Source organism: Flavobacterium commune, assembly GCF_001857965.1.
GTDB classification, from domain to species: Bacteria; Bacteroidota; Bacteroidia; order Flavobacteriales; family Flavobacteriaceae; genus Flavobacterium; species Flavobacterium commune.
On sequence record NZ_CP017774.1, the window covers coordinates 3380899 to 3400831 of the forward strand.

The 19933-nt window shown below is 34.5% G+C and carries 16 protein-coding genes; 7 read left to right on the plus strand and 9 right to left on the minus strand.

Annotated elements, in window-relative coordinates:
• Positions 1 to 115 precede the first annotated feature (115 nt).
• Both BIW12_RS14010 and cmk read left to right on the plus strand, forming a co-directional pair.
• The gene (locus tag BIW12_RS14010) at positions 116 to 2368 is read left to right on the plus strand and encodes a M1 family metallopeptidase (RefSeq protein WP_071185683.1); all 2253 of its coding nucleotides are present in this window, start codon (positions 116 to 118) and stop codon (positions 2366 to 2368) included.
• 129 nt (positions 2369 to 2497) lie between these two features.
• Positions 2498 to 3190, plus strand: a complete 693-nt coding sequence (gene cmk / locus BIW12_RS14015; RefSeq protein WP_071186448.1) for a (d)CMP kinase — start codon at positions 2498 to 2500, stop codon at positions 3188 to 3190.
• 46 nt (positions 3191 to 3236) lie between these two features.
• Here the strand turns inward: cmk and BIW12_RS14020 are convergent, their stop codons facing one another.
• Positions 3237 to 4202 carry a hypothetical protein gene (locus tag BIW12_RS14020; protein WP_071185684.1) on the minus strand — a complete coding sequence of 322 codons (966 nt, stop codon included), beginning with the start codon at positions 4200 to 4202 and terminating at the stop codon, positions 3237 to 3239.
• 82 nt (positions 4203 to 4284) lie between these two features.
• On the opposite strand from BIW12_RS14020, the gene BIW12_RS14025 reads away from it, so the two are divergent.
• A complete protein-coding gene (locus BIW12_RS14025) occupies positions 4285 to 5409 on the plus strand; it encodes a cysteine desulfurase family protein (protein ID WP_071185685.1) in 1125 nt (374 codons plus the stop codon).
• Here the strand turns inward: BIW12_RS14025 and BIW12_RS14030 are convergent, their stop codons facing one another.
• On the minus strand, positions 5410 to 6006 hold the full coding sequence (locus BIW12_RS14030) for a hypothetical protein (protein ID WP_071185686.1): 597 nt from the start codon (positions 6004 to 6006) through the stop codon (positions 5410 to 5412).
• A gap of 254 nt (positions 6007 to 6260) precedes the next feature.
• On the opposite strand from BIW12_RS14030, the gene BIW12_RS14035 reads away from it, so the two are divergent.
• Complete coding sequence (locus BIW12_RS14035; RefSeq protein ID WP_071185687.1) at positions 6261 to 6737, plus strand: hypothetical protein; 477 nt, start codon at positions 6261 to 6263, stop codon at positions 6735 to 6737.
• Positions 6738 to 7005: 268 nt separating this feature from the next.
• Here BIW12_RS14035 and BIW12_RS14040 read toward each other — a convergent pair whose 3' ends face one another.
• The 6 genes from BIW12_RS14040 to thrA all read right to left on the minus strand — a co-directional run bounded on the left by BIW12_RS14040 (position 7006) and on the right by thrA (position 14963).
• A complete protein-coding gene (locus BIW12_RS14040; protein ID WP_157499558.1) occupies positions 7006 to 8295 on the minus strand; it encodes an IS4 family transposase in 1290 nt (429 codons plus the stop codon).
• 174 nt (positions 8296 to 8469) lie between these two features.
• Positions 8470 to 9495 carry a DUF2971 domain-containing protein gene (locus tag BIW12_RS14045; RefSeq protein ID WP_198033426.1) on the minus strand — a complete coding sequence of 342 codons (1026 nt, stop codon included), beginning with the start codon at positions 9493 to 9495 and terminating at the stop codon, positions 8470 to 8472.
• A complete protein-coding gene (locus tag BIW12_RS16455; RefSeq protein WP_071185690.1) occupies positions 9432 to 9788 on the minus strand; it encodes a hypothetical protein in 357 nt (118 codons plus the stop codon). The genes BIW12_RS14045 and BIW12_RS16455 overlap by 64 nt, the downstream gene beginning before the upstream one ends.
• A gap of 227 nt (positions 9789 to 10015) precedes the next feature.
• Positions 10016 to 11305, minus strand: coding sequence for a threonine synthase (gene thrC / locus BIW12_RS14055; protein ID WP_071185691.1), 1290 nt, complete (start codon positions 11303 to 11305; stop codon positions 10016 to 10018).
• 117 nt (positions 11306 to 11422) lie between these two features.
• The gene (locus BIW12_RS14060; protein ID WP_071185692.1) at positions 11423 to 12343 is read right to left on the minus strand and encodes a homoserine kinase; all 921 of its coding nucleotides are present in this window, start codon (positions 12341 to 12343) and stop codon (positions 11423 to 11425) included.
• 172 nt (positions 12344 to 12515) lie between these two features.
• Positions 12516 to 14963, minus strand: coding sequence for a bifunctional aspartate kinase/homoserine dehydrogenase I (gene thrA / locus BIW12_RS14065; protein WP_071185693.1), 2448 nt, complete (start codon positions 14961 to 14963; stop codon positions 12516 to 12518).
• Between the two features lie 563 nt (positions 14964 to 15526).
• Between thrA and BIW12_RS14070 the strand changes: the two genes are divergently transcribed.
• From BIW12_RS14070 to BIW12_RS14080, 3 genes are read left to right on the plus strand one after another with little or no spacing between them, the layout of a single operon-like run.
• Complete coding sequence (locus BIW12_RS14070; protein WP_071185694.1) at positions 15527 to 16171, plus strand: DUF47 domain-containing protein; 645 nt, start codon at positions 15527 to 15529, stop codon at positions 16169 to 16171.
• 27 nt (positions 16172 to 16198) lie between these two features.
• On the plus strand, positions 16199 to 17545 hold the full coding sequence (locus tag BIW12_RS14075; protein ID WP_071185695.1) for an inorganic phosphate transporter: 1347 nt from the start codon (positions 16199 to 16201) through the stop codon (positions 17543 to 17545).
• A gap of 37 nt (positions 17546 to 17582) precedes the next feature.
• Positions 17583 to 18473 (plus strand): EamA family transporter, encoded by an 891-nt coding sequence (locus BIW12_RS14080; RefSeq protein WP_317040842.1) that lies wholly within the window; start codon positions 17583 to 17585, stop codon positions 18471 to 18473.
• Here BIW12_RS14080 and rimK read toward each other — a convergent pair.
• Positions 18454 to 19845: a 30S ribosomal protein S6--L-glutamate ligase gene (rimK, locus tag BIW12_RS14085; RefSeq protein ID WP_071185697.1), complete on the minus strand. Its 1392-nt coding sequence runs from the start codon at positions 19843 to 19845 to the stop codon at positions 18454 to 18456. The genes BIW12_RS14080 and rimK overlap by 20 nt on opposite strands.
• Between the last annotated feature and the right edge of the window lie 88 nt (positions 19846 to 19933).

Below are 19933 nucleotides of genomic sequence, written 5' to 3' on the forward strand. Positions count from 1 at the left end.
ATTTTTTATAAAAATTTAATTTTGATAAAGATATTTCATAAAATTTAATTAAAGCCTAGGTTTCATATTAAAAGTGAGTGATTTTTTTTATTAATTTGTTTCAAATTGGAAAAACATGAAAAACATTCGATTCGGTGCTATCTTTCAAATAGCAATATTCTTAGGAGTTTCGGCTTTAAATGCTCAGGAAACTTCGGTTGTAAAACCAACTTCTAATTATAATTACCACGATGCCTTTGCACCTTTTTTTTATACGAAAAACGGAACTGCAACACGTTCGGCTAGTGGTCAGCCTGGTGCTGAATACTGGCAAAACCGTGCCGATTATAAACTCACTGCAAGCTTAAATGAGCAAACTAACGAAATTGTGGGTACTGATATTATCACTTATACCAATAATAGTACGGATACGTTGTCATTTTTGTGGTTGAATTTAGATCAAAATTTATTTAAAGCAGATTCCAGAGGTGAGGCAATAGTTCCTATCACGGGAAGTAGAAACGGAAAGCAAGGACAAATTTTTGATGGCGGTCATAAAATTAAATCGGTTAAAATTATTAAGATAGATAATAAGAAGATTGCCGATATTGAAGCTAAATACATTATTAGCGATACCCGAATGCAGTTATTTCTTCCTGAAGCCTTAAAATCAAAAGGGGGGAAAATTGAATTCAAGATTGAGTTTTCGTATATTTCTCCAGATCAGGGTTCAGACAGAACAGGTGTTTTACAAACTAAAAACGGTAAAATTTTCACTATTGCACAGTGGTATCCGCGTATGTGTGTGTATGATGATGTAAGAGGCTGGAATACACAGCCCTATTTAGGAGCTTCAGAATTTTATTTGGAATATGGCGATTTTGATATTGCTATTACTGCACCTGCTAATCATATTGTGGTTTGTTCGGGTGAATTGATGAATCCTAAAGAAGTATATTCGGCAGAGGCTTTTATGCGTCTTAATGAGGCTAAAAATAGTGATAAAACGGTTGTGATTTATTCACTTCAGGATATTTTGACGGCTAAAAGTTCAGCAAATTCGACTACTAAAACCTGGCGTTATAAAATGATTAATTCCCGTGATGTTTCCTGGGCTTCTTCGCCGGCTTTTATCTTAGATGGAGCTCAGATTAAACTACCAAGTGGAAAAAAATCATTAGCCTTATCGGCCTATCCTGAAGAAAGTGCAGGCAATGAAGCCTGGGGACGTTCGACAGAGTATGTCAAACATTCGATAGAAAATTATTCAAAAAGATGGTTGGAATACAGTTATCCAGCTGCTACAAATGTAGCCGGAAATGAAGGCGGAATGGAATACCCCGGAATTGTTTTTTGCAATTGGAAATCTAAAGGGAAAAGACTTTGGGGGGTTACCGATCATGAGTTTGGACATCACTGGTTTCCTATGGTAGTGGGGTCAAACGAACGTTTGTTTGGCTGGATGGATGAAGGTTTTAATACTTTTATTAATTCGCTGAGTGATATTGATTTTAATAATGGCGAATACAAAGACGAAAAAGAAAACCTGCACGAAACGGGTCACACAAATATTGATTTAGAACCCATTTTGACTTCGCCTGATAATATGAAAGAAGCGCATATAGGTCAATTGTGTTATTCAAAACCAAGTGCGGGATTGGTTATTTTGCGCGAACAGGTTTTAGGTCCGGAACGTTTTGATCTGGCTTTAAAAACTTATGTTGAACGTTGGGCATATAAACATCCTACTCCGGATGATTTTTTCAGAACCATCGAAAATGTAGGAGGTGAGGATTTGGGTTGGTTTTGGAGAGGATGGTTTCAGTACAATTGGCGTTTTGATCAGGGTGTAAATTCGATAAAATATGTAAAAAATGATCCTAAAAAAGGTGTTTTTATTACTATCGAAAACTTCGAAAAAATGCCAATGCCGGTTGTATTAGATGTGAAATTGAAAAGTGGAAAAACAGACCGCGTAAAATTACCAGTTGAAGTATGGCAAAAAAATGTAAGTTGGACTTTTAAACATCCTTCAACAGAAGAAATTGAGAGTATAACAATCGACCCGGAGCACGCTTTTCCGGATAGCAATGCAATAAATAATGTTTGGACTGCTGACAAAGGTGTGATTGAAAAAGATGTGGTTTATGATGCTTATTTAGGTACTTTTTCTAATTCAAGAATGCCACTTAAAATTGTTGTAAGTGAAAAGAATATGCTCTTAAATGTTGAAATTACAGATTATCCTCCGTTTTCAGTTGATATTATCGGGAAAGACGAATTTGAATCCAAACGTGCCGGTTTGAAATTCAAGTACAATGCAGATCAAACAGGATTTGATATGATTTTGACTGATGGAAGAGTAATTCCTTTTACAAAAGACAAGTAAATAAAATAAGAACATTTTTTTTCAAACGGCTATTGATTTTTCGATAGCCGTTTTTTTGGGTATTACACTTAAAAAAATGTACTTTTATTGCTTTTTAAACCCGAATTATTAATTCTCAAAAACTTCATTTTGGATAAAAAGATTACAATTGCAATTGATGGATTTTCCTCTACAGGAAAAAGTACTTTGGCTAAACAACTGGCTAAAGAATTAGGTTATGTGTATGTTGATACCGGAGCCATGTACCGCGCCATTGCTTTTTTTTCGATGCAAAATAATTATATAAAAACTGATTTTTTGGATAAAGAAGGCTTGATAAATCATCTTTCAACAATACGTTTGGAGTTTAAATTCAATCCCGATTTGGGTTTTGCCGAAATGTATTTGAATGATGAAAATGTAGAAAGACAAATCAGGACTATTGAGGTGTCTAATTTTGTAAGTAAAGTGGCTGAAATTCCTGAAGTTCGTGCAAAATTAGTTCAGCAGCAACAGGAAATGGGAAAAAATAAAGCTGTTGTAATGGATGGCAGAGACATTGGAACTGTTGTTTTTCCTGATGCCGAACTCAAAATTTTTATGACTGCCAGTGCTCAAACCCGAGCTCAGAGACGCTTTGACGAATTGATTCAAAAAGGAGATTCGGTAACATTTGAAGAAGTGCTTAAAAATGTAGAAGAGCGTGATTATATTGATACACACCGAAGCAATTCACCATTAGTGAAAGCTACAGATGCTATTGAAATCGATAATTCTAATCTAAATCGGGAAGAACAATTTAATTTGGTTTTAGATTTGGTTAACAAAAAACGCTCGTTTTGAATTGACAAAACGAGCGTTTTTTGAAATATTGAACCATTTAAATCGGTTAATTTGTAGTAAATAATTCGCCTAAACTATAACTGTCTCCAAGGCTAAAATCACTGTTCCCTTTTTGTAAAGAAACTTTTTTAAGAACAATGGTGTGTTTAAAACTATTAGGACCATTGGTGGTTGTAGTAACTTCAATGATGCCACTTACACCACTTACTCCGGTTACACCCGTCCATTCCTGACTGATAGATGGTGTTGTAGGTGTTGTAGCTTGACAAAAATAATCAGCAGTTACTAAGGCTCCGGTTAATAAACGGTAGGTAAGTACATTAGAACTACTTCCTATAAGTCCTGTTCTTGGAGTGTTGAGTGCTGTGGCTTCGTTTGCAATTAAACTTGGATCGATATTTAAAATTAAAGCTTCGCTGGTGTTAAAATTATAAACTTCATTAGAAGAAGTACATTTTTCTAAGGTTTGGTCAAAGTTAAAATTTAATTCAGTAACCGAAGTAGTGTAATCACCAAAAGGGAAGGTTTCATAAACCTGCGTTCCATTAGCTTTTGCAAAGGTTACGTTTTTCAATACAATATTATGATTGTATCCCGAAATTCGGGTAGCATTAGTAGTCTCATTAGTTGTTTTGATAGCTGTAGTTACAATTTGTATTGTACCATTAGTAGCCGTCCATTGATCCGTAATTACAGGAGTTGCCGGCGCAATGGTTTCACAAATATTATTAGTTGCCACTGTTCCGTTGTAAAAGCGATAGACTACTCTGTTGTTAGTAGTACTAATATTTAATTCAATAGGAGAGCCAACAGGAGTAGGTTCATTGACAAAAATAGTCTTTGGAATTTCCATCAGTAAGGCTTCTTTCTCTTTTATTTTATAGATAATATTATTTGCGCTGCAACTTTGAGTACTTACATCTTCAAAGCTAATATCTTCCTGAGTTAGATCTCCATCATCACAGGCATTTAATAACGCTAATAAAACCAATAGGCTTAGGGCTTTTTTCATTTTAAAAATTTTGACAAAAATAGGCAAAAAATGACAATTCTTATGAGGCTTTTGATAATTGATATTTTATAACTTTGTACCAATGAAAAAAATATACCTAGACAACGCATCTACTACAGCAATTCGACCAGAAGTGATTCAGGAAATGACTAAGGTAATGACTGAGGATTATGGAAATCCTTCTTCAACTCATAGTTTTGGTCGCAATGCTAAAAATATTCTCGAACTTTCCAGAAAATCAATAGCCAGACAACTTAACGTAAGTGCTCAGGAAATTATTTTTACCTCCGGAGGAACCGAAGCCAATAACTGGATTTTGCGTTCGGCAGTTCAGGATTTGAAAGTAAAGCGAATTATCAGTAGTAAAATAGAACATCATGCTGTTTTACTGGCTATTACCGCTTTGCAAAGAGAATTTTCAATTCAGGTAGATTATGTAAATGTTTTGCCTAATGGCGAAATCGATTTTACTCATTTATCGGCTTTACTTTCGCAGGAAGTCAAAACCTTAGTGAGTTTAATGCACGTTAATAACGAAATAGGGACAATTTTAGACCTGAAACGGGTAGGATTAATATGCAAGCAGTATAATGCTCTTTTCCATTCAGATACGGTGCAATCGATGGGAAAAATGAAAATCGATTTACAGACATCAGGGGTAGATTTTCTATTGGCAAGTGCGCATAAATTCCACGGCCCTAAAGGTGTAGGCTTTGCATTTGTTCGAAAAAACTCGGCTTTACAACCTTTATTTTATGGTGGCGAACAGGAAAAAGGCTTGCGTGCAGGAACGGAAGCAGTTCACCAAATTGCCGGTATGGCAAAGGCATTGGAGATTTCGTATGCTAATTTAGAACAGGAAAAAGAACATATTATTGACATCAAAAATTATCTGATTGAGCAATTGGATAAAAATTTTCCAGGCTATTCTATCAATGGAAACAGCAATGGTTTTTACAATATCGTAAATGTATTATTGCCTTTTTCGGAAGAGAAAACAGCGATGATTTTATTTCATTTAGATATGCGGGGAATTGCAGTTTCCCGTGGAAGCGCCTGTCAGAGTGGAAGTATTCGACCGTCTCATGTGCTGGCTGAAATTCTTTCAGATGATTTAGTGAGAAAACCCAGTTTGCGAATTTCATTCAGTCATTACAACACCAAAGAAGATCTTGATGGCTTAATTGAAGCCTTGAAAACAGTTTAATTATATTGAGTATCTTTTGTCGTACTTAGTGTGATCGTACAGAGAGTCCTGAGTTTCAACATTCAGGCTGATGGTCATTTTGGAATCTAATTTGACTGAAATGGCTACTCTGCGCCCGATAAAAAAGGCGGTATTCAAAATCTGAAGCATTACATCTTCAAATGTGATTCCTGCAGCGTTAAGTTGGCGTTGTTTTTCACGACTGGCTTCAAACATTTCAGTAAACATTTCCCGTATGATATAAATTTTTTCATCGGCAATTTTTCTAATAGTATTCGGTATGGCTTTCAATCCATTACTGGTCATGCAGTCATCAAAATTATATGCAATCCGTTCCAATGGCTCGCCAACGATGTAAGCAATAGTGTGTTCAAATCCTTTGCCATAGGTATAAACAAAAGCCCGAATGAATAAATTTTCCTGACTGAAAAAATGCTCTAAAGTGGAGAATCTGGAGAGGTTGAGTAATTGATTTTTCAGAAATTCTTTTAGTTTCTCATCATCATCAGGAATGTTGTAATTTTCGGCTAAGTTAAAAAGACCGTTTATCCGGGCAATTACTAATCCTTTTTTTGTGATTTGCTCTAAAAGTTCCATAAATAGAATGTTATTGATTGTTTTTAAACGGAATCATAGCCTTAAAAATACGAAATAATAGTTTGAAAATGGAAGCTAAATCTTAGTTTTGCTGTTGTAGTTTTAATTTCAATAAAAAGTTTGTTTTTATTTAGAAACAGATTTAGATTTGGAACTTTTTTGACAGAAAATTGAAAGCTATAGTTACAATATGCAATTTATGCGTAAATTAGTAACTACAATTCTTATAATTATTTAACTAAAATAGTATTACTATGAAAAATCTAGGTTTATGTTGTTTGTTGTTGGCTGCTATTGGTTTCCAAAGCTGCAAAGATGAAAAAGCAAATGATGCTAAAGCTACAGCCAAAGCTGAAAAACCAATTAGTGTAAATTGTTACAAAGCATTCTACGAAAATGACACCATTGATTTAAAAATAAATACTTTAAAAGATGGCAAAATATCCGGAAATATGGTGATGAAAATGTATGCCATGTCAGAAAAAGTGGGAACTATAGAAGGAGAATTTCGAGGAGATACTTTATATGCTGATTATAGTTTTACTCAGGGAAAAAATGATAAAGCCATTTTCAAAAACCCATTGGCGATCTTAAAAAGAGGCGATACGCTTGTTTTAGGAAACGGAAAAATAGAAACTTATTTAGGACGTTCTTATTTTGCAAAAGGGGAACCTATCGATTTTGATCGTGTAAAATATAAATTTTTAGCTGCTGATTGCGTTGATAAATAATTGAGCAAGAGATAAAAATAAAACTGCCACACGAAAGGATTTTGTTAACTCTCTTTTCGTGTGGCAGCTTTATTTAATGTGTTTTTTACCGCTTAATAATTCCCGCAAACTTGTATCCTACGAAAGAAGAATCTCATCCAGTAACTCTACAAAGTATTTCTACTGGCTCATCTTTGCGGGCACGGATTTGCAAATCCGCCTATCGGGGTATTTGAAATGTACCACGCGAAAGGATTCGCGCGGTCAATGTCATTAAGTTAAGCCGAAATCAAATAGTATCCTTTTGATTCTTAGTTGTTTTAGGTTTTATTCTAGATCTGTATTTACCTGATTTTCTCTCAAATGACCGATTTGGTCTTATTGGAACGAGATGTGATTTGAATAATTCTTTTAATTCATCTAATATAGTTTCTTGACACGAATCTTGATTTAAAAAAAGCTCAACAATTCGATTTTTTAAAAAACCATAGGATAAGTTATTGTTTACTTTATAAGTGTATATTTTAGTGCTTTTCTCATTGATTTCATCTTCTAATTCACTCACAATCAAAGTTTGTACATTACTAATAAATAAAGCGGCATAAAAATCTTGTTGTATGGTTTGATTCGAATAACCCGAAAAGTGTTCAATTTTTAATTTATTCTTTAGTTCGTCGTAAAACGTTTCGATTTTCCATCGTTTGGCGTACAATTTTTTAAAGAGATTTGAAGGAAATTCTTGAGAGTCTAACAATGAAGTAATAAGGATTTCAACTTTATCATTAGGTAATTCTACACGAACCAATCGTACTTCAATTGGAGTGTTTTTACCATAAGGTTTATCGGAGAGTTTTGTGTTTTTGCCCGGAAAAATTTCTACTATTTGTGACGCTTTTTTACTTTCAACAAAATCCATTACCGTTTGGCTAAAAGTAGTTTTTACACGCATTAAAAAGTTGATATTCTTTTCAATATGTTGGTGTATAAAATTGTATGAAGGATAACCCCTATCATAAATGAGTAAATCTTTTGGATTGCAACAATGTAGATGCACAAGGGCTAAATCTCTTTCGCCAATTTCTGGAGTAGCCAAAACTCCATCTAAAACATATTTATTTAAAACATCAAATAAAACGGAACAACGAGCTTGTACAATATGCGAATCTGTTTGATTTTTAGTAACGCCGTATATCGCTTTTAGTTCTGTTGTTATGGGCAAGGTAATTCGGGTGCTATCAACCGCTAATAGTCGAAAACCTTTCCATAGATGTATTGCATCATCGTTACCGGTATAAAACTCTTCCAATAGCATAGAAGACAAGTGTTTAAAAACTTCAGGTTTAATTTTTCTTCTAGCTTGAACAAAGGCACTTTTGGTAAATTTAGGAAAAGACTGCTGTTTAAAAAACGAAACAAAATTTTCGATTTCAAGTGATAAACTTTTTCTCAGAAGGTTTAACATAAAGAGTAAAATGATTGGAAAATGTTGCTTTCTGTTTCTAATGAAATACTTATCAGATATTCTAAAATGCGACTTAAACTCTTCTGAAAAAATTTCATTTTTAATTTTATTGAAGATAAAAGTACTCGTTTTTTTTCAAAATTCAGGTGTTATTATTTGATAATAAAAATACGAAAAATAGTATTAAAAAACAACTAAAAACACTTGCTAATTCAGCAAAAAACTCTTAACTTAATGACATTGTTCGCGCGGTAGCGGGGCAAGGATTACAAATCAACGTTATCGTGAATTTTATTGATGAAACCCTTCGTTCATTCGAATTACAGTAAATATATTATTATCCTTTTTAATTATGTTAACTCTCTCTGAACTTCTTTTAAATGTTCTTTCAGTTTCGTATTCTCCACATAAAAATATTTTATCAGGAAAATGCTCAATCATAAAATCAATTAGTTTTAGTTCTTGGACATCTTTCATTTGAAAAGTCATTGGTTCAAATAACTTTTCTACATTTTTACCGTTAAAAAATTGTTTCCCTAAAGTGATTGATTTAATAGCTTCAATTGGATAATGTACTTTACGTTCTTGTTGTCCTGGTACATTTGGAAAAGGTGAAATAATCGAAGTTGGAATGCCATAACCTTTTGCGTAAGAAATGAGTCTCCATTCGTCTTCATATGCCCAATCATTTCTTTTAACACCAACAGAGTATAAAAAAGGAACATCAGCAGAGCGAAAGTTCGCACCAAAAAAATCTATGCTTTCAAGATTTTCAACATATTGAACTGGAAAAAATACATAATTGTTTAGATTTGGATTTTCTTTTTTTAGATTGTCTTTTACGATTTCCCAGTCTAATTCAACCATGAAGCCTTTTTCACTCGAATAATGAGCCCACATCAGTGTATGTAGTGGTTGGGGAGTTAATGAAATAATTCCTGCATGATTTGTTATAAAATTAAAGAAGAGTTCTTTAATTTGAGTGAATCCATTATTTTTATCTTTTTCATAATCAACTTCGAATTCTTCTGATAATCCATACTGTTCATAGAATTTTAAAAATAATGGTTCAGTCAAAGTTGAGAAATCCCATAACAATGTTGAGCAATCCATAGAATCATTCAAATTATAAGGATGACTACAAAATAAATATTGATTAAGAATCGCACTGATACTATTTTCGCTTACAGAGTAATATTTAAATACTGATTTTGGTTGTTGTTTTGGATGTTCAACTGTGTGGTTTTGATTTACTAATTTATAAGTCCATTCGCCGTATTTATATGTATTTGTGTCATTATCGTCAAAATATGCCACAGTAGTACTTTTTTTCCCTGTGAGCATTGGCTCTCACCAGTCACTCCTCTACGAGTTGTACAGACTAAGTAAAGATCTTCAGTTTCTAAAATTGCAAATATTGGCTCATTATTGGATTCACTAATTTGCCCAACCATGTCAATTAAGGTTTTACCATTGTGTTGAAAAATAATGCTATAAATTTTTTTGCCTCTGAGAATTTTGAAACCTTGACTTTCTACAAAGCGAATGATTGAATTTTCTAAAAAATTTTCTGCTTTATCAGAATCAATGGTTGGTATAAAAAATTTCATTTGTGTTTTTTAAACTTGTAAATAACTGGTATATCTTACTGTAAATCAGTGTGTAGACTCAAATATAGGTATGTTGTCGCTACCTTATAATGAGTATCAAACAAATATAGACATAATATTTTTATTACAAAAAAATAAAAATATAATATTTTATGTATGAACAATCACAAAAAAAATGGCTAAAGATCTCTCCATAGCCGTTGTATTTATTATTGCGTTTTGAAAGTTTATCCTAAAAAGGCTTTCAATTCGTCATAAGTTTTGATTTTAGTGCTTACTTTTTCTTTGTTCAGTACGCTTTCAATTTGAGTTGGAATAGGCAATGTCACTCCTAAAGCCGGTTCTACCACGTCTAAAAACTTGATAGGATGAGCGGTTTCTAAGAAAACCCCAATAGCGTTCGGGTAGTTTTCTAATTCTTTTTTCAAACCTAAATAACCTACAGCTCCGTGTGGTTCGGCAATGTAACCATCGGTATTGTAAATGTTTTTCATGGCTACTAAAGTTTCTTCGTCATTATAAGTGTATGAAGAGAAATCTTTTTTAAACTGCGCCAAATCGTTTCCATACATTTCCTGAATACGGATAAAGTTACTTGGATTTCCTACGTCCATAGCATTCGAAATCGTTGCAATAGATGGTTTTGGATCGTAAATTCCGTTAGTTAAAAATCTTGGAACAGTATCATTTACATTGGTAGCAGCTACAAAATGTTCGATGTTTAATCCCATTTTCTTAGCGATAATACCCGCGCAAATATTTCCGAAATTTCCACTTGGGCAAGAAAATACTAAAGGTTTGTTTTGTGACTTCAAGGCTTTGTAAGCAAAGAAGAAATAAAACATCTGTGGCAACCAACGCGCAATATTAATAGAGTTAGCTGAAGTCAGGTTTTTATGAGCTAAACTTTCGTCCAAAAAGGCTTTCTTAACCATATCCTGGCAATCATCAAAAACACCGTCAACTTCCAATGCTTTGATATTTTGTCCCAATGTAGTTAATTGTCTTTCCTGAATGTCGCTCACTTTTCCTGAAGGATAAAGAATCACCACTTCAACGCCTTGTACGCCAAGGAAACCGCTTGCAACAGCTCCTCCAGTATCTCCTGAAGTGGCTACTAAAACAGTATTGGTGTTGTCTTTTTTGTCTTTGTTAAAATAACCCAGACAACGCGACATAAAACGCGCTCCAACATCCTTAAACGCCATAGTAGGACCGTGGAATAATTCCAAAGAATAGATTCCGTTTTCAACAGGAACCACAGGAAAGTCAAAACACAAGGTTTCGGCAATGATTTGTTTTAGGGTTTCTGTTGGGATTTCGTCACCTACAAATTGTTGGATAGCTTCAAAAGCAATTTCTTCATGACTTAAGTTCTCTATATTGTCAAAAAAAGATTGTGGAAGCGCAGTGATGCTTTCCGGAAAATACAATCCTTTATCGGCTGCTAATCCTTGAATTACGGCTTCCTGAAAAGAAACTTTTGGTGCGTTATGGTTTAAACTGTAATATTTCATTTTTTTCTATTAGTTCTTAGATTTTTAGTCCTTAGTCCTTAGTTTTTTATTTTTATTAGTCCTTCAGCAGTTAGTTCTTAGTTTTATTACTAAAGGCTAAGGACTAAGTTCTAGGGACTAAATTACTTTCATTCCGGTATCATTTACTTTACACACATGAATTTCATAAGGTAAATTCATCGTATCGTAAACGGCACTCATGCCTTTTGCAATTTTTTCGGCGGTTTCCTTTCCTCTGCTCAACGCAAAAATAGAAGGACCGGAACCGGATATTCCTGAACCTAAGGCTCCGTTTTCTAAAGCCGATTGTTTGATTAAATCAAAACCAGGGATTAATACGCTTCGCAACGGTTCTACAATTTCGTCATGCAAAGAACGTCCGATTAAGTCGTAATCCTGAGTGTATAATCCGGCAACTAATCCGCCTACATTTCCCCATTGGGTAATCGCGCTTTTTAGGGAAACGGTTTGTTTTAATACCGAACGCGCATCGGAAGTTTTCAATTCAATTTGTGGGTGAATTACGGTTGCAAACAATTCGTCAGGACTATCAATTTTGATAATATCCAAAGGATTTGAACTTCTAACCAACGTGAATCCGCCTAAAAGGGCAGGGGCAACGTTATCGGCATGGGCATTTCCCGAAGCTAATTTTTCGCCTTGCATCGCAAATTTTACCAATTCTTTTCTAGAAAACGGATTGCCTAATAATTCATTGGCAGCAAAAACCGCTCCTGCCGAACTGGCAGCCGAACTACCAATACCGCTTCCGGCTTTGATGTGTTTGTAAATTTCGATTTCGAATCCAAATTCGGCATCTACTTCTTCCAACATCGCTAATAAAGCTACTCCGGCAACGTTTTTCTCGGCTTCCAAAGGCAAATTAGCACCCTCAATTTTGCTGATGCGAACACCTTTTTCAGCTGTTTTTCGAACAATCATTTCGTCACCTACATTGTCTAAACACAATCCCAGAACGTCAAATCCGCAGGAAAGGTTGGCAATAGTTGCAGGGCAAAATACTTTTACTTCATTCATATATTTATTTTTTTGCCACGAAGGCACAAAGGCACAAATTTTATTTTTAGCTTCTAAGGGTTAAGGCTTTACATTTTTAAGATTCTTATAAAATTTGATACTAATAGTCTACAACTTAATATCTTAATAAAAATCAAAAAAACTTAGTGTCTTAGCGCCTTAGTGGCCTATTCTAGACATTTCCAATTCTGATTACATCAGCAAAAATTCCCGAAGCGGTAACTGCTGCTCCAGCACCGGCACCTTTTATCAATAAAGGCTGGTCAACATAACGATCGGTATAGAACAAAACAATATTGTCTTTTCCTTCTAAATTATAGAAAGGATGGTCTTTTGGAATGAATTGCAAACCTACGCTTGCTTTTCCGTTTTCAAATTGAGCCACAAATTTCAATCTACTGTCTTTTTGTTTGGCTTCTGCCAAAATACCTTCAAAATGACTGTTGTAGGTAATTAGCGATTTGAAAAATTCCTCGTTGTTTTTAGTGTCCATACATTCCTTTGGTAAGAAAGCCTGGTTTTCAATATCTTCAATTTCCATTTTGTAACCGCTTTCGCGAATTAAAATCAGAATTTTTCTGGCAACGTCAATTCCGCTCAAATCGATTTTTGGATCAGGTTCCGTAAATCCTTGAACTCCTGCTTCTTTAACCACATCATGGAACGAGTTGTTTTCGTCAAAATTGTTAAAGATAAAGTTCAAACTTCCCGATAAAACCGCCTGGATTTTATGCACTTTATCACCAGATGCGATTAAGTTTTTAACCGTATCGATAATTGGTAATCCTGCACCCACATTGGTTTCAAACAAGAAAGGCGCATTGTATTGTCTTGATAATTTTTTCAGGTTTTTGTAATTGTCATAAGCCGAAGCACAGGCAATCTTGTTACAGGTTACCACACCCACACTTTGTTTTAAGAAGTGCTCGTAAGTGGCAGCAACGTCAGCATTGGCAGTAATATCTACAAAAATAGAGTTGCGTAAATTTAACGCAGCTACTTTTTCCAGAAATAATTCTTTGTTAGCTGTTTCTCCGTTGTCAAGAGCCGTCTGCCATGAATCTAAATCAATTGCATCGTCATCAAAGTGCATTTTTCTTGAATTAGACAAAGCAATCACACGAACATTGATTTTTAGATTTTCTTTTAAGAATTTCTTTTGTTGGTGGATTTGCTCGATGAATTTCTCACCTACGTTACCCACACCCATCACGAATAAATTCAGCTGTTTGGTGTTTTCCTCAAAGAAGTTTTCGTGCAAAGTGTTCAGGGCTTTTTTAACGTCTCTTTCGTTAATTACTGCCGAGATATTTCTTTCGGAAGCACCTTGGGCAATCGCTCTGATGTTCACGTTATTTTTACCCAAAGTACTAAACATTCTTCCGCTTAGTCCCTGGTGGTTTTTCATGTTTTCACCAACCAATGCAATGATGCAAAGGTTTTTCTCCACAATGCATGGATCGATTTTGTTTTGAGCGATTTCGATTTCGAATGCTTTGTTGATGGCATTTTCGGCAACTTCGGCATCAGAATTCAGGATTCCGATGCAAATAGAATGCTCTGAAGAAGCCTGAGTAATGAAAATTACGTTGATGCTTTCATTCGATAAAACTTCGAAAAGTCTTTTTGACGAACCTGAAACTCCTATCATCCCAGGACCTTCCAGTGTAATCAAAGTAATGTTGTCAATATGGCTAATTCCTCTTGCCGGATTTCCATTTGAAGTAGAAACATCAGAAATGTAAGTTCCTTCAGCTTCCGGTTCGAAAGTATTTTTGATATGAATTGGAATATTCTTTCTTAAAACCGGTTGGATCGTTGGCGGGTATAAAACCTTGGCACCAAAATGCGACAACTCCATCGCTTCCTGATAGGAAATAGATGCAATAGGTTGGGCTTGTTTTACAATTTTAGGATTGGCAGTAAACATTCCGTTTACGTCAGTCCAGATTTCCAGTTCAGTAGCGTTTAAAGCTCCAGCCATAATAGCTGCAGTATAATCTGATCCACCACGACCTAGAGTTGTATTGATTTCGTCTAAAGAAGAAGCAATAAAACCAGGCATAACCACTACCTGAGAGTCATTCGAACTAAAAAATGTAGTAGTTAATAAGTTAGTTACTTCAAAGTTTACGGCAGCTTTTCCGTAATTATTGTTGGTTTTAATCAACTCACGGCTGTCTTTGTAGCTGCTGTTTTTTAGGTTTTGTTTTAAAGATTCGGCAATGATGTAAGATGAAAGTAATTCGCCAAAACTTAAAATAGTATCAGATGTTCTTGCAGATAATTCGCCTAAAAGGAAACAACCGTCTAAAATAGTTTCAAGGTGGTTGATGATTCTTTTAATGTGGCTTAATAAACTGCTTTGTTCGCTTACAGGAATTAATTCTTTTAACGCATCTAAGTGTTTTTTCTCGATTTCAGCAACGATGTCTTTGTAACTTTCGTCGTTTGAAGCTGCTTTTGAAGCCGCTAATTGCAATAAATCGGTTACTTTACTAAGGGCCGAAACAACAACAATTAGTTTGTCGTTTTTAGCTTTGTTGAGAACAATATCTAAAACTAGTTTTATATTTTTTGCATTGGCTACCGAAGTTCCGCCAAATTTTAATACTTTCATTTTGTTTGTTTTATTTTAAAAATGCAATATTTTATATACACCCAACACCTTTCTTCTAATAAAAAAGTATGTATCAATCAGGATTATATGTAATGATGAATACCCCTAAGGGGTAGTAGTAGTTGTAACAGAAATTGAAACCCAAATTTGAGTTTTTATCGAAGAATGATATGTAGTTCTGTTGTTTGTCATAATAGTCCCCAAAAATACAGTTTTTTATAAAAAGCAAAAACCTTTATTTGGTTTTTGTGAATAATTTTAAAAAAAGAGCAAATATATGTTTTTACTGTCTTTAATTATAGCGATTCGGCTTTAAATTTTTTGAAATAGCCTGTTTTTTGTGAAAAATAATAGATGAAGAATGAGGTTTGAAACTTTAAGATTAATGATTAATGGTTTGAAAAGAAGTTTAGGCTTAGATTTAAAGCGATTAGCAAATTAAAAATTAGCAGATTCAAACAGAGGGAGAATAAAAAATTACGATTTAGAAGGATTAATTTTTGAAATAACTTTAACATGAAATAAAAAAAAGTATTTTTGCTATCTAAAAAATAAAGTAAAAAATGTCAATAAACAGTATTTTCCAATTTTTAGTACCAAAGGATAAAAAATTCTTTCCACTTTTTGAAGAAGCTTCAAGTAATTTGATTGAGTTGGCTTCTAATTTACACGAAGCTGTCAACCTTCCTTTAAAAGAAAGAGAAGTTCTTTTTCATAAAATTGATGAATTAGAGCAAAAAGGAGAAGACATTACACGTCAGACAAATTTAGAGTTGAGTAAAAACTTTATTACTCCGTTTGACCGCGAAGATATTCACTCATTGGTTACTTCTATTGATAATGTTGCCGATCGTTTGCACGGTGCTTCAAGCATTATGCGTTTGTATCAGGTGGACAAGATTACTAAATCGATTCGTAAATTAACCGAGATTAATTTGGAAGCTTGTCAGCATATTGAAATAGCAGTCAAAGAATTGAGGGATTTTAAAAACGCACACAAAATTAAAGCGGCTTGTGCTAAAATTTCGAAGTTGGAAAACAAATCAGACAATGTTTATAACAAGGCTGTTTTTGAAATTTTTGAAAACGAAACAGACGCTAAGAGCATCATTAAATACAAAGAAGTATTATCTATTCTGGAATCGGCTACAGACAAATGTAAGAGTGTAGCAAGTGTTTTAGAATCTATTGCAGTTAAACATTCTTAATTTAATATTTTTTTGAAGTAATAACGTATGACTTTACTTATCACAATTATAGTTTTAGCACTTGTTTTTGATTACATAAATGGTTTTCATGATGCTGCTAATGCTATTGCAACAGTGGTTGCTACAAAAGTATTGACTCCTTTTCAGGCGGTTGTTTGGGCTGCCTTTTTTAATTTCCTGGCTTATTGGGTTTTTGGTTTAGGAGTAGCTAATACAGTTGCAAAAACTGCTGATGCCAGCGAAATTAATTTAACTGTAATTCTTGCAGGGGTTATTGCAGCTATTGCCTGGAATTTAATTACCTGGTGGCAAGGAATTCCTTCCAGTTCGTCACACACTTTAATTGGAGGTTTTGCAGGTGCGGCGATTGCTCATGCGATTGCGATACACGGATTTTCAGATTATACTATTATTGAAGATGGGGTAGAGCACACAAGGCATTGGTACGATATTGTAAGCTGGTACAAAGCCGGAAAAGACGGAGGAATGCCTTCAGGAGTTCTTATCATTATTGCTTTTATTGTTTTAGCACCATTATTAGGAGTATTGGCCTCTTATTTTATATCGATTTGGTTATTGAATGCTTCACGAAAAAACATTGGCCCTAAGCTATTTACAGTGGCATTGATGATTGCAACTATCTGGTTCGTTAATGGTGAGTTAGTTTCTTTTGCTGATATTGAAAAACCTCGTTTTGAATCTCATTTTTGGAGTGTAGTTTTTGAATCACACAATATTAAATGGTTTTTGGTAGCTTTTATCATCTTGTCAATCTCAATATTTGCTTTAGTATTTAGTAGTTTGAATTTACACAAATCTGAAGCAGTTTTGAAAAAAATGCAATTATTATCTTCTGCTGCTTTTAGTTTAGGTCACGGAGGAAACGATTCGCAAAAAGTAATGGGTATTATTGCGGCTGCAGTAGCGGTTTATATTAAAACCAGTGGTGTTGACATTGTAAGTCTTCCGGATTGGTTACAAGTGGTTCTTCCTGATGATGATAAAGGGATTAAAGGAGCAATGCCAGAATGGATTCCTTTAGCTTGTTATACTGCTATTGCTGTTGGAACATTAAGTGGTGGGTGGAAAATTGTAAAAACAATGGGATCTAAGATTACCAAAGTAACTTCTTTTGAAGGGGTTGCGGCTGAAACGGCAGGTGCTTTGACACTTTATTTTACAGAACATTTTAAAGTGCCGGTAAGTACAACACACACCATCACAGGGTCTATTATTGGGGTGGGTTTGACTAAACGTGTTTCAGCTGTTCGCTGGGGTGTGACGGTAAGTTTGTTATGGGCTTGGGTATTGACTATTCCTGTCTCAGCTCTTTTAGCAGCAATTTGTTATTACATTTTAAGTCTTTTCTTGTAATAGAGAAAGAAAATCTAAGTATATAAAGCCATCCGATATGTCGGATGGCTTTTGTATTTTAAAGTCTAAACCATTAGGTATGTTGTATTTGTTATTGAGTATTATTTGTAGTGTGACTGTAGGTGTGATTTTTAAAATTGCCCGAAAAACTTCTGCCAACGCAAAGCAGATTGTATTGTTTAATTACGTCTTTGCGTTGTTACTTTGTTACATTATTTTTTCTCCAGATGTACAAACTATAAGCTCAGAAGCTCCATTTGGTCTGTATTTAAGTTTGGGGATTTTGTTACCTGTAGTTTTTCTGTTTTTGATTGCTTCTATCAAAAATATTGGAATTGTAAAGACTGATGCGGCTCAAAGATTGTCCTTGTTTGTGTCTATTGTGGCGGCTTGGTTGCTTTTTAAGGAAGATTTTACAGTAACTAAAATAACAGGAATTTTAATTGGATTTTTAGCCTTATTTTGTGTTTTGAATAAAACCGATGATTCAGATAAATCCAATTTGAAATATCCTGTTTTGGTGTTTTTAGGATTTGGAATTATTGATATTCTGTTTAAAAAAGTAGCTGCTTTTAACGCTGTTCCTTATACTACATCTTTGTTTATTATTTTTTGTGTTGCTTTCTTTTTCATGTTCTGGACTGTATTTTATGAGGTAATAGTCCGAAAAAGAGGATTTGAAATTAAAAATCTGACTTTTGGTTTTTTGGTAGGTTGTTTTAACTTCGGGAATATATTGTTTTATTTAAAAGCACACCAAGCTTTCTCGACAAATCCATCGACTGTTTTTGCCGGAATGAATATGGGAGTTATCTTGCTCGGAAGTATTGTGGGGGTAGTTGTTTTTAAAGAAAAACTATCAAAACTGAATTATACAGGGCTTGTTTTAGCCCTGTTATCCATATTGTTTATTGTTCTTTCGATTTAGGATTTGCAGCGTCTAATTTGAAATTTTTTTCGATAGCCTTAATCATTTCGCCGGCAATGTCTTTATTGGTTGCTGTTTCTATTCCTTCAAGACCAGGAGAAGAATTTACTTCAAGTAATAAAGGTCCTTTTGTAGAACGAATAATATCTACGCCGGCAACTTTTAAATCCATTGCTTTAGCCGCTTTAATGGCTATTTTTTTCTCTTCGGAAGTAGCTTTTATAATGGAAGCGGTTCCTCCAAGATGAATATTAGCTCTGAATTCACCAGGCATTGCTTCACGCTGAATGGATGCTACCACTTTACCATCAATCACAAAACAACGAATATCTTTTCCATTGGCTTCCTTGATAAATTCCTGAACCAGAATATTAGCATTTAAACTTTTGAAAGCGTTAATAACACTCTCGGCAGCTTTCTTGGTTTCGGCTAATACGACTCCTTTTCCTTGAGTCCCTTCTAATAGTTTAATGATTAAAGGGGAGCCTCCAACCATTTTTATTAAATCGTCGGTATCCAAAGGCGAATTGGCAAATCCTGTAGTAGGAATTCCAATGCCGCTATGTAGTAATAATTGTAGTGAAAATAGTTTGTCTCTGGACTGTGTAATGGCAGTTGAAGAGTTTAAACAAAATACGTTTAAAGCTTCAAACTGACGTGTTAAAGCACAGCCGTAAAAGGTAATACTTGGTCGGATTCTAGGGATGATAGCGTCGAATTCATTCAGAATTTTTCCACCACGATAATGAATTTCAGGCTTTTTAGCATCCAGTTTGATGTAGCATTCTTTGATGTTTAAGAAATGCATTTCATGACCTCGCATTTCTCCGGCCTCCATGATTCTTTTGTTGCTGTATAGTTCGGGATTGCTTGCCAGAAGGCCAATGCGTAATCCGCTAGGTGCTTTTTCTGAATTTTTGTAGATTTCCTTCAGGCTGTCATTGGTAGGTTGTCCTAAGAGGAATTGTTGCTCCGGATCAACCAGAACTCTTCCGCTCATGGCTTCGCGACCTAACAGCATTCTGAACCCCATAGTATCTCTGTTGGTTAAGGTTACTTCTATAGGCCAGGTAGCATCTCCAATTTTAAGATTGGTTTGAATAACATAACGTTGTTCTCGGAATCCGCTGGAGCTTTTTACGATTCTTTTGTCTATCAAAGGGGCTTCGCAATGAATAATTGTCTTGGAGTTGTTTTGTATAGGGTTTATATCAAATTTAACCCAACTGGATTCGTTTTTGATAAATGGCGCAATATTGATAGCGTGCAGAGCAGAGGTTTTTGCCCCCGAATCGACTCTGGCCTTTATTGTTGGGATTCCTAATTCAGGGAAAGAACACCATTCTTCGCTACCTACGACAACTTTATTCATTGTGATTTTTTATTGTATTTTAGACTGTTTTGTTAAACGCCAAATGTAGTTATTTGTTCTTTAAATAAAAGAGAATTGTGTTAAAAGA